Here is a 13,744-nt window from a genome sequence, read left to right on the forward strand (position 1 = left end):
GAGGCGACCTACTTTCTTGTCTCGCCAAGAAAGTAGGCAAAGAAGCGACCCGGATGGGGCGAAAGCCTCCTCGTCGCCGGACGAAAAGAGCGGCCGGAGGCCAAACTCGCATCGCCTTAAGGCGATACTCAAACATGGCCTCCTCGTTTCCGCTCCTTTCGCCCGGCGACGAGGCGCCCCATAACGGGAGATGAAAACCCAGACGGCTCGCTGCGCATCGCGCTCGGGTGATTGCCGCCTGGGGGCGGCAATCACGGCTACACCGAATCGAAGTTTGATCCCTCTGTGGTAAGCCGTGTTTCCCGCCTGGGGGCGGGAAACACAGGTGCGCGATGCGAAGCGAGCCGTGAAGGTTCACCCAGGCCGTATGGGGCGCCTCGGGATTTCACCAAAAGAGCGGAGAAGAGGGACCCATGTCTGAGTATCGCCTTAAGGCGATGCGAGTTTGGGTCCCGGCCGCTCTTTTGGTGAAATCCCGAGGGGGTGTCGCCCCATCCGGCGCGCCTTTTTTGCCTACTTTTTTGGCAAGACAAAAAAGTAGGTCGCCGCCCCGCAGGGGTGGTGAAACTGCAGTTGAATTTGCAGTTAAGCCTTTGAATTTAAATATAATTTCGTGCTTTCAGCAAGCGCCGAAGCAACAGCAAAACCCCACCAGTACCCCCTAAACCTTAAACCCTAAACCTAACAACCCCATCCCCCCCAATCTCCCGCCTCACCTCCCCCGCATGCCACAACACATGCAAGTGCGCCAGCGCCTCGCCCATGGCAAACGTCATCTGGTGAATATCAAACTGCCGGTTGAAGATCACGCCGACGATGTCATGCGCGTTACAGGCCTTCTCCACGCAGGCCGCCCGGGTCTCGGCAAGCCGCTCCACATGGTGTTCGCGCAATTGCTTGATGCGAATATGCAGGTTCCGGAACGGTCGGCCATGCGATGGCAGGATCAGCACGTCTTCCGGCAGCGGCTCGTACTTGCCCAGGGAATCCAGGTATAGCTTGAGCGGATTGGCTTCCGGCTCCATGTCGAACACGCTGACATTGGTGGAGATGCGCGGGAGCACCATGTCGCCGGAAATCAGCACATTCAAGGCGGCGTTGTAGAGTGCTACGTGCTCGGGCGCGTGCCCGAAGCCAGTGATCACTCGCCAGCCGGACCTGGCCGGGTCGGTGCCGATATGCACGGTATCGCCGTCCATCATGCGGCGGTACTGGGTGGGCAGGTCGGGCACCAGCGACGGGTAGTAGCTTTTGCGCGCGCGCAGCTTTTCCAGGCTGTCGGGGTCCGTCAGGCCGTGGCGGGCGAAGTGGCTGGCCGCGAAGTCGCCGCCGGCGTTGGAGCCGGCGCCGCTGCCGCCGCCCATCACGCGGGCGTTCATGTAGTCGCCCAGGCTCATCCACAGGCGGGCGTCCCAGCGCTTGCACAGCCAGTGCGCCAGCCCGATGTGGTCGGGGTGGCAGTGGGTGGCCAGCACGCGCAGCACGGGCAGGCCGTCGAGCTCGTTGGCGAACACGGTTTCCCAGTGCGCCTTGATGGTGTCATTGGTGACGCCGCAATCGATGATGGTCCAGCCGTCGCGGCCTTCAAGGCGGTCACGCACCAGCCACAGGTTGATGTGGTCCAGCGCGAAGGGCAGCGGCATGCGCAGCCAGTAGACGCCGGGCGCCACCTGCTGCCGCGCGCCGCTTTCGGGCAGGGTTTCGCCAAACGGGTATTGGAGTTCGTGTTCGAGTGCGTTCATGAGGAGTCTCTCGGGTCTGAAGCCCTGTGCGCGCAGTGCCGCGCGCAGGCGGGCTTTCTCGTTGTCACGGTTGCATATCGCGGTTGCCAGCGGCCTTGCTTGACGCTAACGTTAACGTCAATCGGGGCGGGCTTTTTCCATCTTAAGCGAAAACTTCATTCCATACCGAACGACCGTTCACTTTTTTACCGGGCCACCATGCCAGACTCGCCAGTCACGCCAACCTACACCATCACCGATCTCGCCCGCGAGTTCGACGTGACGCCGCGTGCGATCCGCTTCTACGAGGACCAGGGCTTGCTGTCGCCGGAGCGCGAAGGGCCGACCGGGCGCAAGCGCGTCTATAACGGGCGCGAGCGCACGCGCCTGAAGCTCACGGTGCGGGGCAAGCGGCTTGGGCTGACACTGAACGAAATCCGCGAGATTCTTGATCTGTACGAGTCGCCGCGAGACACCGCGCCGCAGCTGGAGCGCTTCCTGCATTCGCTGGCGCATCACCGCGGCGCACTGGAGCGCCAGCTCGAGGACCTGCAGGCGCAGCTTGCCGACATCGACCAGCACGAGCGGCAGTGCCGGGCGTTGTTGGCGACACATGGATGCGACGTGCCACCGGATGTGGTGAAAAGTGCTTGATAAGCAATTATTCCAGTTCGCGCGTCTGATTTGATTGACGTTTACGTAAACGTCAATAGAATAGCTTCTCAAACAAGGAAAGCCCATGCCCCAAGCTGTCGATGCCACGCCGTTGTCCGCCGAGCGCGCGGATGCCATTGCCACCAGCTTCTCCCGCCAGGGCCTGATGACCACTTTCGGCGCGGCGCTGACGCGGGTCATGCGGGGCGAGGTGGAGATCGCTATGCCGTGGTCCGAGGGCGTGACCCAGCAGCACGGTTTTTTCCACGGTGGCGCCGTCGGCGCGCTGGCCGACAGCGCCTGCGGCTACGCAGCACTGTCGATCGTGGGGGATGGCGAGGCCGGGCTGACCGCCGAGTACAAGATCAACCTGCTCTCGCCCGCCCAGGGCGAGCGGCTGGTGGCGGTGGGGCGCGTGCTCAAGCCCGGTCGCACCTTGATCGTGGCGCAGGGCGACGTATATAGCGAGACGGCCGGCGTGCGCAAGGCGGTGGCCACCATGCTGATGACCTTGTGCGTGGTGCGCACGCTAGACCACGTCTGACCACAAACGACAAAGCAGACAAAGTAGACAAAACAGACAAAACAACAAGACCGACGCCATCAGGAGACCGCCATGATCGCAACGACTGAGCTGCCAGGCCTGAAATTCGACTTGGGCGAAGACATAGAGATGCTGCGCGAAACCGTGTGCAACTGGGCGCAGGCCGAACTGGCGCCGCGCGCGGCCGAGATCGACCGCACCGACCAGTTCCCGATGGACGCCTGGAAGAAGATGGGCGACCTCGGCGTGCTCGGCATCACGGTGGCGGAGGAATACGGCGGCGCCAATATGGGCTACCTGGCCCACATGATCGCCATGGAAGAAATCAGCCGCGCCTCGGCATCGGTCGGCTTGTCGTACGGCGCGCACTCCAACCTGTGCGTCAACCAGATCCACCGCAACGGCACCGCCGCGCAAAAGGCCAGGTACCTGCCCAAGCTGGTCAGCGGCGACTGGATCGGCGCGCTGGCCATGAGCGAGCCCAACGCCGGCTCCGACGTGGTGAGCATGAAGCTGCGCGCGGACTTCAAGGGCGACCACTACGTGCTCAACGGCACCAAGATGTGGATCACCAACGGCCCGGATTGCGATGTGCTGGTGGTCTACGCCAAGACCGAGCCGGACCTTGGCGCGCGCGGCATGACCGCCTTTATCGTCGAGAAGGGCATGAAGGGTTTCTCGGTGGCGCAGAAGCTGGACAAGCTCGGCATGCGCGGCTCGCACACGGGCGAACTGGTGTTCCAGGACGTGGAAGTGCCGGTGGAAAACATCCTCGGCGGCGAGAACCTGGGCGCCAAGGTGTTGATGAGCGGCCTGGACTATGAGCGCGCGGTGCTCTCCGGCGGCCCGGTGGGCATCATGCAAGCGTGCATGGATGTCATCACGCCGTATATCCACGACCGCAAGCAGTTCGGCCAGAGCATCGGCGAGTTCCAGCTGATCCAGGGCAAGGTGGCCGACATGTACACCACCTTGCAGGCAGCGCGCAGCTACCTGTACACGGTGGGCAAGAACCTGGATTCCCTGGGCAAGGACCACGTGCGCCAGGTGCGCAAGGACTGCGCCGCGGTGATTCTCTATACCGCCGAGAAGGCCACCTGGATGGCCGGCGAATCCGTGCAGATCCTGGGCGGCAACGGCTATATCAACGAGTACCCGGTGGGCCGCCTGTGGCGCGACGCCAAGCTCTACGAGATCGGCGCCGGCACCTCGGAAATCCGCCGCATGCTGATCGGGCGCGAGCTGTTCTCGCAAACCATGTGATGCCGGCGCGGCACGCGGCCGGGCGCGGCGCCGCAAGGCGGCAGCGCCAGCCTGACTGCCCTGCCGCTCGCGCCGAATCGACCGAAAGAGCACTCGCCCGGCCGCCGAACCAATTTACAATCTCCGGAAACCACCTCCAGCCTTAGCCACCGGTCTGCGACATGTCCCACTTCCCCAAGCTGCTGTCCTCGCAGATCGCCTACGACGTGGCCCGGACCATGCTGGACGGGTTTGACAAGCATTACCGGCTGTTCCGCGAAGCCGGCCACCTGGCCAAGCTGAAGTTCGAAGCGGCCGACTGGCCCGGACTGCAGCAACTGCAGCGCGACCGCATCGACTTCTACAACGAGCGGGTGCGCGAAGCCAGCGTGATCCTGGAAGACGAATACGACGCGGAAAATATCGAGGATGAGATCTGGCAGCAGATCAAGCTGCACTACATCGGGCTGCTGACCAACCATCACCAGCCCGAACTGGCCGAGACGTTCTTCAACTCGGTGTGCACGCGCATCCTGCACCGTTCGTACTTCAACAACGATTTCATCTTCGTGCGCCCGGCCATCTCGACCGAATACATCGAGAACGAAGAGTCGCCCACCCGGCCGACCTTTCGTGCCTACTATCCGGGCAGCCGCAAGGGCATGGCGGCATGCTTCGAACGCATCGTCCATAACTTCCAGCTCGAGCGGCCGTTTGACGATCTCACGCGCGATATCGGCTATGTGGTGCGCGCCGTCACCGAGTATTTCGGTGACTTCCGCATTGCGCCAAATTTCCAGATCCATGTGCTGTCGTCGCTGTTCTTTCGCAACAAGTCGGCCTTCATCATCGGCCGTATCCTGAATGCGGACCGCACCTTCCCGCTGGCGATTCCCATCGTGCACACGCCCGATGGCAAGCTGTCGCTCGATACGGTGCTGCTCAAGAAGGTGCAACTGCTGATCCTGTTCTCCTTCACGCACTCGTACTTCATGGTCGACATGGAGATCCCGTCGGCATACGTGACCTTCCTGCGCGACATCATGCCGCGCAAGCCGCGCGCGGAGATCTACACTTCGCTGGGCTTGCAGAAGCAGGGCAAGAACCTGTTCTACCGGGACTTCCTGCATCACCTGCAGCATTCATCGGACAATTTCATCAGCGCCCCCGGCATCAAGGGCCTGGTGATGCTGGTGTTCACGCTGCCGTCGTACCCATACGTGTTCAAGGTGATCAAGGACTATTACCCGGCGCCCAAGGAGACCACGCGCGAGCTGATCAAGTCGAAGTACCAGCTGGTCAAGCAGCACGACCGTGTCGGGCGCATGGCCGATACGCTGGAGTACTCCGACGTGGCCTTTCCGCTGTCGCGCTTCGACGATGCGCTGGTGCGCGAGCTGGAGCTGCATGCGCCGTCGATGATCGAATACCAGCGCGGCAAGGATGGCGGAGAGGAAATTGTCGTGCGCCACGTGTATATTGAGCGCCGCATGACGCCGCTGAACATCTGGCTGCAGGAAGGCTCGGATGCGCAGGTCGAGCACGGCATCGTCGAGTACGGCAACGCCATCAAGGAGCTGATCGCCGCCAATATCTTTCCCGGCGACATGCTCTACAAGAACTTCGGCGTGACGCGCCATGGGCGCGTGGTGTTCTACGACTACGACGAGATCGAGTACATGACGGACACCAACGTCCGCCACGTGCCGCAGCCGCGCAATGAGGAGGAGGAGCTTTCGGGCGAGGTCTGGTACAGCGTCGGGCGGCACGACATCTTCCCCGAGACCTATCGCACCTTCTTGCTCGGCGACGCGCGCGTGCGTGCCGCCTTCCTGCGGCACCATGCGGATTTTTTCGACCCTGCCATGTGGCAGGCTCACAAGGACCGGCTGCTGGCCGGGCAAATCCATGATTTCTATGCCTATGATGTTTCTGAACGTTTTATCCATCGCTATGCCGCCGGCAGCGGCGACGCCGAAGCGCGTGCGCACGGCAACGATCCCGTTCCCGCAAGGAGAGTCGCATGAGTGACGCCATCGCCCAGCTTTTCCGCAACAACCGCGAGTGGGTGGACCGCGTCAACGCGGAAGACCCGAGCTTCTTCATGCGCCTGGCCAACCAGCAGGCGCCCGAGTACCTTTGGATCGGCTGCTCGGATTCGCGCGTGCCGGCCAACCAGATCCTCGGGCTGGCACCGGGTGAGGTGTTCGTCCACCGCAATATCGCCAACGTCATCGCCCATAGCGACCTCAACGCGCTGGCCGTGATCCAGTTCGCGGTGGAAGTGCTCAAGGTGCGCCACATCACCGTGGTGGGCCACTATGGCTGCGGCGGTGTCAAGGTCGCGCTCAAGCGCCAGCGCATCGGCCTGGCCGACAACTGGCTGCGCCACGTGCGCGACGTGGCCGACAAGCACGGCGCCTACCTTGGCACCATCACCCGCGAGGAAGACGCGCATACGCGCCTGTGCGAGCTCAACGTGATCGAGCAGGTCAGCAACGTGTGCCAGACCACGGTGCTGCAGGACGCGTGGGACCGCGGGCAGCCGGTCACGGTGCATGGCTGGGTCTACGGCGTGTCCGACGGCCTGCTGCGCGACCTGGGCATGGCCGCCAGCAGCAACGACGAACTGCACGCGCAGCTTGAGGCCGCCTATCGCCAGTTCGGCGATCCGCCGCAAGCGTCGATCCGCTAAGCATCGGTCATCCGTCGTCGGCAAGTACATAAAGATTTCCGCAAAGAGCCATCAATCGCCGCCAGCCAGCGCCCCAATCATTGGAGACACCCCATGCATGATCCAGTAGTCATCGTATCCGCCGCCCGCACCCCCATGGCGGCGTTCCAGAGCGAATTCGCCACGCTGACGGCGCCGCAGCTTGGCGCCACCGCCATCCGCGCGGCGGTCGAGCGCGCGGGCCTCGCGCCGGAGCAGATCGAGGAAGTGGTGTTCGGCTGCGTGCTGCCCGCGGGCCTGGGCCAGGCGCCCGCCCGGCAGGCCGCGCTGGGCGCTGGCCTGCCGCTTGGCGTGGCTTGCACCACCGTCAACAAGATGTGCGGCTCCGGCATGCGCGCCGCCATGAACGTGCATGACGCGCTGATCGCGGGCGCGTTCGAGATCGGCATCGCCGGCGGCATGGAGAGCATGACCAATGCGCCGTACCTGGTGCCCAAGGGCCGCGGCGGCTACCGCATCGGCCACGGCATGATCTTCGACCACATGATGCTGGACGGTCTGGAAGACGCCTACATCAAGGACGAAAAAGGCGGAGGCCGCTCGATGGGTACTTTTGGCGAGGACTGCGCGGCCAAGTACAGCTTTACCCGCGAGGCGCAGGACGCGTTCGCCATGGAAAGCGTGCGGCGCGCCCAGCAGGCCACCGAGCGCGGCGACTTCCGCTGGGAGATCGCGCCGGTGACGGTGCCGGGGCGCGGTGGCGACACAGTCATCGACACCGACGAAGGCCCGCGCCGCATCAAGGTCGACAAGATCCCATCGCTCAAGCCCGCCTTTGCCAAGGACGGCACCATCACCGCCGCCTCGTCGTCGTCGATCAACGACGGCGCCGCCGCGCTGGTGATGATGCGCGAATCCACCGCCAGGCGGCTCGGCCTGGAACCGCTGGCCCGCCTGCTCGGCCACACCACGCATGCGCAGGCGCCCGGCTGGTTCACCACCGCGCCGGTGGAAGCAATGAACAAGCTCTACCGCAAGCTCGGCTGGACTACCGACAGCGTCGACCTGTTCGAGATCAACGAAGCGTTCGCCGTGGTGCCGATGGCCGCCATGCACGACCTCAGGATCCCGCGCGACAAGGTCAACATCCACGGCGGCGCCTGCGCGCTGGGCCACCCCATCGGCGCCTCGGGCGCGCGCATCATGGCCACGCTGATCGGCGCGCTGCGCAAGACCGGCGGCAAGCGCGGCGTGGCCAGCCTGTGCATCGGCGGCGGCGAAGCCACCGCAGTGGGGCTGGAGATCGTCTGAACCCGCGGCATTGACCGCAACAGAGCGGCTGCCGCCCCCGCGCGGCAGCCAGGCCGCAATCAATATGGAAGAAGGAGTACCGTCTTGCCAACCGCTCTCATCCTTGGTGCCTCGCGTGGCATCGGTCTCGAATTTGTGCGCCAGTACCGTGCCGATGGTTGGCGGGTGCTGGCCGTCGCGCGCAGCGATGATGGCATCAAGGCCATCGAAGCGCTTGGCGCGCAGGCGTTGCGCGCCGACCTGACCGACGCCGGCCAGGTCGCCGGGCTGGGTTGGAAGCTGGACGGCGAGTCCATCGACGTAGCGATCTACAACGCCGGCGTGATCGGCCCGCGCACCGAAGGCGCGCAGCCGGTCACCCGCGAGGACTTCGACAAGGTGATGCACGTCAATGTGCTGGGGCCGATGATGGCGCTGCCGTTGCTGCTGCCGCTGGTCGAGGCCGGGCGCTCGGGCAAGGGCGGCGTGCTGGCGGTGCTGGCCTCGCGCATGGGCAGCATCGGCACCATGGACAGCAACCGCAGCTGGCTCTACCGGGTCAGCAAGGCCGCGGCCAACGCGGCGCTCAAGGCCGCCTCGCTCGACGCGCGCCACGCGACCTGCCTGGCCTTCCACCCGGGCTGGGTGCAGACCGAGATGGGCGGCAAGGAAGCCGACCTCACGCCGCAGCAAAGCGTATCCGGCATGCGCGGCGTGATCGCCGGCGCGACGCGCCAGGATAACGGCGGCTTTCGCAACTATGATGGCAGCGTGATCCCGTGGTGAGCACGGCGTTCGTTGTTCCCGACTCCGCTAACACCTTGGTGAATTGACATGCTGCTCACGCCAGAACAGGAAATGATCCGCGATGCCGTGCGCCAGTTCGCGCAGCAGGAGATCGCGCCGCACGCCGCCGCGTGGGATCGCGACAAGACCTTCCCGCAGGCGGTGCACCGCGAGCTGGCCGCGCTCGGCGCCTACGGCGTGGCCGTGCCCGAGCAATACGGCGGCGCCGGGCTCGACTATCTCTCGCTGGCGCTGATCCTGGAAGAAATCGCTGCCGGCGACGGCGGCACCTCGACCGTCATCAGCGTCAACAATTGCCCGGTGTGCAGCATGTTGATGGCTTTTGCCAGCGAGGCGCAGAAGCAGCAGTGGCTGGTGCCTCTCGCGCGCGGCGAGATGCTCGGCGCTTTCTGCCTGACCGAGCCGCACGTGGGCTCGGATGCCGCCGCGCTGCGCACCAGCGCGGTGAGGGACGGCGACGATTACGTGCTCAACGGCGTCAAGCAATTCATCACCAGCGGCAAGAACGCCGACGTGGCCATCGTGCTCGCGGTCACCGACAAGGCGGCGGGCAAGCGCGGCATCAGCGCCTTCCTGGTGCCCACCGCCACGCCCGGCTACATCGTCGCGCGGCTGGAGGAAAAACTCGGCCAGCATTCGTCGGACACCGCGCAGATCCTGTTCGAGGATTGCCGCGTGCCGGCAGCCAATATGCTGGGCGAGGAGGGCGCCGGCTACAAGATGGCGCTGTCCGGCCTGGAAGGCGGACGCATCGGCATCGCCTCGCAGAGCATCGGCATGGCGCGCGCGGCGTTCGACGCGGCGCTGGCGTATGCCAAGGAACGCGAGAGCTTCGGCCAGCCGCTGTTCGCGCACCAGGCCGTGCAGTTCCGCCTGGCCGACATGGCGACCAAGATCGAGGTGGCGCGGCAGATGGTGTGGCATGCCGCGTCGCTCAAGGATGCGGGGCGGCCTTGCCTGAAGGAGGCCGCCATGGGCAAGCTGTATGCCAGCGAGATGGCCGAGGAGGTCTGCTCGGCCGCCATCCAGGTCTTTGGGGGCTACGGCTATGTCAGCGACTTCCCCGTCGAGCGCATCTACCGGGATGTGCGCGTCTGCCAGATCTACGAGGGCACCAGCGACATCCAGAAGATACTGATCGCTCGGGCGCTGGCCTGAGGGCGGCTCGCGCGCAGCACGGAACCAACCTGTTGGCGCATCATCGAATCACCGAAGCACTGAACCCAATCGGCCAGACGCCAGAAGCCAAACGGCCAGAAGCCAGGAGCCCCCAGACAATGACTGCCGCCATCGATTTCTACTTCGATTTTTCCTCGCCCTACGGCTACTTCGCCAGCACGCGCATCGACGAGCTGGCGCAGAAGTACGGGCGCATCGTCGCCTGGCATCCGATCCTGCTCGGCGTGGTGTTCAAGACCACCGGCAGTTCTCCACTGCCGCAGGTGCCGCTCAAGGGCGACTATTCCTGGCGCGATTTCGAGCGTACCGCGCGCTTCCACAATATCGAGTACAAGCGTCCGACGCACTTCCCGCTGCCCACCACGCAGGCCGCCCGCGCCGTGCTGTGGCTGCAGAACCATCACGGCGACGATATCGCCACCGCGTTTGCCAAGTCGGTCTATCGCGCCCTGTTCGTGGATGACATCAACATCGCCGAGCCGGCCGAGCTGGTGAAGCTGGCCGAGCCGCTCGGCATCGACGCGCATGCCATGGATGCCGGCGCCAGCGGCTTCCAGATCAAGGACCAGCTCAAGGCCGAGATCGACGTGGCCATGGCCAAGGGCGTGTTCGGCTCGCCCTTTGTGATCATCGACGGCGAGCCGTTCTGGGGCTTCGACCGCTTCGACCAGATCGAGGCACACCTCAAGAGCAAGCGCCCGATGGCGCTGCGTGCCGTGCCGGGCATGGACAACAACACAAACAACACAAGCAGCACGGATAACAGCACAGAGAGCAGCAAGGAAAAGAAACCCGCATGAATGCCAGCATCAAGCCGATCCGCCATCCCCGCTTCGACTGCGTGATTTTCGATTGCGACGGCGTGCTCGTCGACAGCGAACCCATCGTCAACCGCGTGCTCAACGAGATGCTCAACGAACTTGGCATCCGTATCTCGATCGAGGAATCCACCAAGTGGTTTCTCGGCCGCGCGGTGCGCGAAGAGCTCGACAACATCGCCAGCCGGCGCGGCGCGCCGCTGCCGGAAAACTGGCTGTCGGAATGGTTCGTGCGTCGCAACGCAGTCCTTGAGGCGGAAGTGCAGGCGGTGGCGCATGTGCGTGAGGCGGTGCGCGCGATCGTTGCGGCTGGCTTGCCGGTCTGCGTGGCCTCGGGCGCGGATCGCATCAAGGTCAAGCTGCAACTGACGCGCACCGGCCTGGTGGCGCTGTTCCAGCAGGACGAGCGCGAGCATATCTTCTCGTCGACCGAGGTCGAGCGCAGCAAGCCGGCGCCCGACGTGTACCTGCTGGCGGCGCGCACCATGGATGTGGAGCCGGAGCGCTGCGTGGTGATCGAGGATAGTCCCACGGGCGTGACCGCAGGCGTTGCCGCGGGCATGACGGTGCTCGGCTACGCTGCGCGCAACGCGGCGCAATCGCTGCTGGCAGCCGGCGCAGTCACCACCTTCACCGATATGCGCGAGCTGCCGGGGCTGATCGGGTGAAGGCGCGCGCGTCAGGCGCCGGCACCGGCGGCTGCCCATGCGGCGGGGGCGACTACGCCACCTGCTGCGGGCGCTTTCATCGCGGCGAGGCGCTGCCGGTCAACGCCGAGCAATTGATGCGCTCGCGCTATAGCGCCTATGTGCTCGGCGACGTGGACTGGCTGCGCCATACCTGGCATCCATCTACCTGCCCGGACGACCTTGCCGCGGACACGGACACGCGCTGGCTCGGGCTCGCGGTCAAGGCGCATGCGCAGCAGGATGAGGCGCATGCCCAGGTGGAGTTCGTGGCGCGCTACAAGGTGGGCGGGCGCGCCTGGCGGCTGCACGAGCGCAGCCGCTTTGTACGTGAGCCGCGCAGTGCCGGCGAGGCGCCGCGCTGGCTTTATGTCGATGGCGAAATGCTGGGGGAGACACCATGACGGAATCGATGGCTGCTGCGGCGCGGGATACGGAGTACCTGCTGTATGGCTTCGCGCAATCCGGCAACACCTACAAGGTCGCATTGCTGCTGGAAACCGTCGGCGTGCAGCGTGGGCGCAAGCTGTGGACGCCGCGCTTCGTCGACTACTTCAACGGCGAGACGCACACGCCCGAGTACCGTGCCATCAACGAAATGGGCGAGGCGCCGGTGCTGGAGTTCGATGGACAGCGGTTGTCGCAATCGGGCGCCATCCTGGACCTGCTTGCGCAGCGCCTCGACATCTACGGGCCCGCCAGCGAGGCCGAACGCACCGAGGTCTTGCGCTGGCTGCTGTTCGACAACCACAAGTTCACGTCATACACCGCAACCTACCGTTTCCTGCGCACCTTCACCAAAGCGCCGGACCCGGCAGTGCTGCAGTTCCTGAGGCAGCGCTGCGAGGGCGCGTGGAGCGTGCTCAACACGCATTTGTCCGGGCGGGCCTACGTGCTGGGCGAGCGCCTGACCATCGCGGATTTTTCGCTGGCCGGCTACGTGTTCTACGACGACGAGATCGGCGTGCACTGGCGCAAGGAGTATCCGCAACTCCACGCCTGGACCGAGCGGCTGCGTGCGCTGCCGGGCTGGCGCCATCCGTACGACCTGCTGCCGGGGCATCCGTTGCCCAGGCGCACGGCCTGAGGCGGCGGGCAGCAGGGAGGCGGCGCCTCGCGCGGCTGGGGCAACCAAGGAGCAGGCAGATCATGAGGTGGACGCAACGACTGGCCCTGGCCCTGCTGCTGACCCTGCCATTCACCGGGGCAATGGCGCGGGCGCCATCCGCGAATCAGGCCACGCAGGCACCAGAGACGACGATCGCCGCCATCGTCTCCGGATCGTCGGAGCAGGTCGCCATGGTTCCCAAGCCCGGCGTCATGTTCTCGCTGGAGCTGGAAACCACCATCTTCAAGCCACCCGGCGACGGCCCGTTTGCGCTGGTCGTGATCAATCACGGCAAGGCGCTGGGCAAGCCAGCCTTCCAGTCGCGCGCACGCTACCTCGCGCAGAGCGCGGAATTCGTCAAGCGCGGCTACGTTGTGGCGCTGCCGATGCGCCAGGGCTTTTCCAAATCCGGCGGCGCCTATGTCGGCGGCGGCTGCAATGTCGAGAGCAACGGCCTGGTGCAGGCCGAAGACGTGGTGGCCACGCTCGAATACATGATCAAGCAGCCCTATGTGGACAAATCGCGCATCGTGGTGATCGGCCAGTCGCATGGCGGGTTGACCACCATGGCATTCAGCACCATCGCCTATCCGGGCGTGCTGGGCGTGGTCAATTTTGCCGGCGGCCTGCGCGACGAGTCTTGCAGCCGCTGGGAATTCAACCTGGTGGACGCGTTCGGCGACTACGGCAAAAAGGCGCGCTATCCCTCGCTGTGGCTGTACGGCGATAACGACAGCTACTGGCCGCCGCCCCTGCCGGCAAAATTCTTCGAGGCCTATACCGCGCAGGCGCGTGGCCCTGCCGCTAACGCCCGCATGGTGGACTACGGCACATTCGCGGGTGACTCCCATACGCTGTTCGGCGCCCGCGCGGGCGTGCCGATCTGGCTGCCGGAGGTGGGGCGGTTCTTCAAGGAGATCGGGCTTTCGTTCGATCCGCAGCCATGACGAGTGATTTTTTTCGATAGGCGGATGGAATCGCGCGCCGCATCCAGCTGCGCAGGGTGGAGCCAGGCGCACGC

General features: G+C 64.9%; 14 protein-coding genes. 13 read left to right on the top strand and 1 reads right to left on the bottom strand.

Features of this window, described 5'->3' with window-relative positions; genetic code table 11:
- Nucleotides 1-668 precede the first annotated feature (668 nt).
- Nucleotides 669-1,742, bottom strand: coding sequence for an MBL fold metallo-hydrolase (locus tag RR42_RS00855; RefSeq protein ID WP_043342924.1), 1,074 nt, complete (start codon nt 1,740-1,742; stop codon nt 669-671).
- Nucleotides 1,743-1,940: 198 nt separating this feature from the next.
- On the opposite strand from RR42_RS00855, the gene RR42_RS00860 reads away from it, so the two are divergent.
- The 13 genes from RR42_RS00860 (at nt 1,941) to RR42_RS00920 (ending at nt 13,670) form a co-directional block, all read left to right on the top strand.
- Nucleotides 1,941-2,375, top strand: coding sequence for a MerR family transcriptional regulator (locus RR42_RS00860; protein ID WP_043342929.1), 435 nt, complete (start codon nt 1,941-1,943; stop codon nt 2,373-2,375).
- 85 nt (nt 2,376-2,460) lie between these two features.
- Nucleotides 2,461-2,919, top strand: a complete 459-nt coding sequence (locus tag RR42_RS00865; protein ID WP_043342932.1) for a PaaI family thioesterase — start codon at nt 2,461-2,463, stop codon at nt 2,917-2,919.
- Nucleotides 2,920-2,991: 72 nt separating this feature from the next.
- A complete protein-coding gene (locus RR42_RS00870; RefSeq protein ID WP_043342936.1) occupies nt 2,992-4,182 on the top strand; it encodes an isovaleryl-CoA dehydrogenase in 1,191 nt (396 codons plus the stop codon).
- Between the two features lie 161 nt (nt 4,183-4,343).
- A complete protein-coding gene (gene aceK / locus RR42_RS00875; RefSeq protein ID WP_043342938.1) occupies nt 4,344-6,188 on the top strand; it encodes a bifunctional isocitrate dehydrogenase kinase/phosphatase in 1,845 nt (614 codons plus the stop codon).
- Complete coding sequence (gene can / locus RR42_RS00880; RefSeq protein WP_043342942.1) at nt 6,185-6,856, top strand: carbonate dehydratase; 672 nt, start codon at nt 6,185-6,187, stop codon at nt 6,854-6,856. The genes aceK and can overlap by 4 nt, the downstream gene beginning before the upstream one ends.
- A 93-nt stretch (nt 6,857-6,949) precedes the next feature.
- Complete coding sequence (locus tag RR42_RS00885; RefSeq protein ID WP_043342947.1) at nt 6,950-8,146, top strand: acetyl-CoA C-acetyltransferase; 1,197 nt, start codon at nt 6,950-6,952, stop codon at nt 8,144-8,146.
- A gap of 84 nt (nt 8,147-8,230) precedes the next feature.
- Nucleotides 8,231-8,911 (top strand): SDR family oxidoreductase, encoded by a 681-nt coding sequence (locus RR42_RS00890; RefSeq protein WP_043342950.1) that lies wholly within the window; start codon nt 8,231-8,233, stop codon nt 8,909-8,911.
- 48 nt (nt 8,912-8,959) lie between these two features.
- On the top strand, nt 8,960-10,090 hold the full coding sequence (locus RR42_RS00895) for an acyl-CoA dehydrogenase family protein (RefSeq protein ID WP_043342953.1): 1,131 nt from the start codon (nt 8,960-8,962) through the stop codon (nt 10,088-10,090).
- 119 nt (nt 10,091-10,209) lie between these two features.
- Nucleotides 10,210-10,911, top strand: coding sequence for a 2-hydroxychromene-2-carboxylate isomerase (locus tag RR42_RS00900; protein ID WP_043342957.1), 702 nt, complete (start codon nt 10,210-10,212; stop codon nt 10,909-10,911).
- Nucleotides 10,908-11,597: an HAD family hydrolase gene (locus RR42_RS00905; RefSeq protein WP_043342959.1), complete on the top strand. Its 690-nt coding sequence runs from the start codon at nt 10,908-10,910 to the stop codon at nt 11,595-11,597. Before RR42_RS00900 ends, RR42_RS00905 begins: the two co-directional genes overlap by 4 nt.
- Nucleotides 11,594-12,019: a YchJ family metal-binding protein gene (locus RR42_RS00910; protein WP_043342961.1), complete on the top strand. Its 426-nt coding sequence runs from the start codon at nt 11,594-11,596 to the stop codon at nt 12,017-12,019. Before RR42_RS00905 ends, RR42_RS00910 begins: the two co-directional genes overlap by 4 nt.
- Nucleotides 12,016-12,702: a glutathione S-transferase family protein gene (locus RR42_RS00915; RefSeq protein ID WP_144409722.1), complete on the top strand. Its 687-nt coding sequence runs from the start codon at nt 12,016-12,018 to the stop codon at nt 12,700-12,702. The genes RR42_RS00910 and RR42_RS00915 overlap by 4 nt, the downstream gene beginning before the upstream one ends.
- Before the next feature lie 62 nt (nt 12,703-12,764).
- Nucleotides 12,765-13,670 carry a dienelactone hydrolase family protein gene (locus tag RR42_RS00920; RefSeq protein ID WP_043342963.1) on the top strand — a complete coding sequence of 302 codons (906 nt, stop codon included), beginning with the start codon at nt 12,765-12,767 and terminating at the stop codon, nt 13,668-13,670.
- Nucleotides 13,671-13,744 lie beyond the last annotated feature (74 nt).

Origin of the sequence: Cupriavidus basilensis (assembly GCF_000832305.1) — a bacterium.
Classification (GTDB): domain Bacteria; phylum Pseudomonadota; class Gammaproteobacteria; order Burkholderiales; family Burkholderiaceae; genus Cupriavidus; species Cupriavidus basilensis_F.

Coding starts and splice junctions, on each gene's coding strand:
- RR42_RS00855 (WP_043342924.1), bottom strand. CDS start 1,742: ATGAACGCACTCGAACACGAACTCCAATACCCGTTTGGCGAAACCCTG.
- RR42_RS00860 (WP_043342929.1), top strand. CDS start 1,941: ATGCCAGACTCGCCAGTCACGCCAACCTACACCATCACCGATCTCGCC.
- RR42_RS00865 (WP_043342932.1), top strand. CDS start 2,461: ATGCCCCAAGCTGTCGATGCCACGCCGTTGTCCGCCGAGCGCGCGGAT.
- RR42_RS00870 (WP_043342936.1), top strand. CDS start 2,992: ATGATCGCAACGACTGAGCTGCCAGGCCTGAAATTCGACTTGGGCGAA.
- aceK (WP_043342938.1), top strand. CDS start 4,344: ATGTCCCACTTCCCCAAGCTGCTGTCCTCGCAGATCGCCTACGACGTG.
- can (WP_043342942.1), top strand. CDS start 6,185: ATGAGTGACGCCATCGCCCAGCTTTTCCGCAACAACCGCGAGTGGGTG.
- RR42_RS00885 (WP_043342947.1), top strand. CDS start 6,950: ATGCATGATCCAGTAGTCATCGTATCCGCCGCCCGCACCCCCATGGCG.
- RR42_RS00895 (WP_043342953.1), top strand. CDS start 8,960: ATGCTGCTCACGCCAGAACAGGAAATGATCCGCGATGCCGTGCGCCAG.
- RR42_RS00900 (WP_043342957.1), top strand. CDS start 10,210: ATGACTGCCGCCATCGATTTCTACTTCGATTTTTCCTCGCCCTACGGC.
- RR42_RS00905 (WP_043342959.1), top strand. CDS start 10,908: ATGAATGCCAGCATCAAGCCGATCCGCCATCCCCGCTTCGACTGCGTG.
- RR42_RS00915 (WP_144409722.1), top strand. CDS start 12,016: ATGACGGAATCGATGGCTGCTGCGGCGCGGGATACGGAGTACCTGCTG.
- RR42_RS00920 (WP_043342963.1), top strand. CDS start 12,765: ATGAGGTGGACGCAACGACTGGCCCTGGCCCTGCTGCTGACCCTGCCA.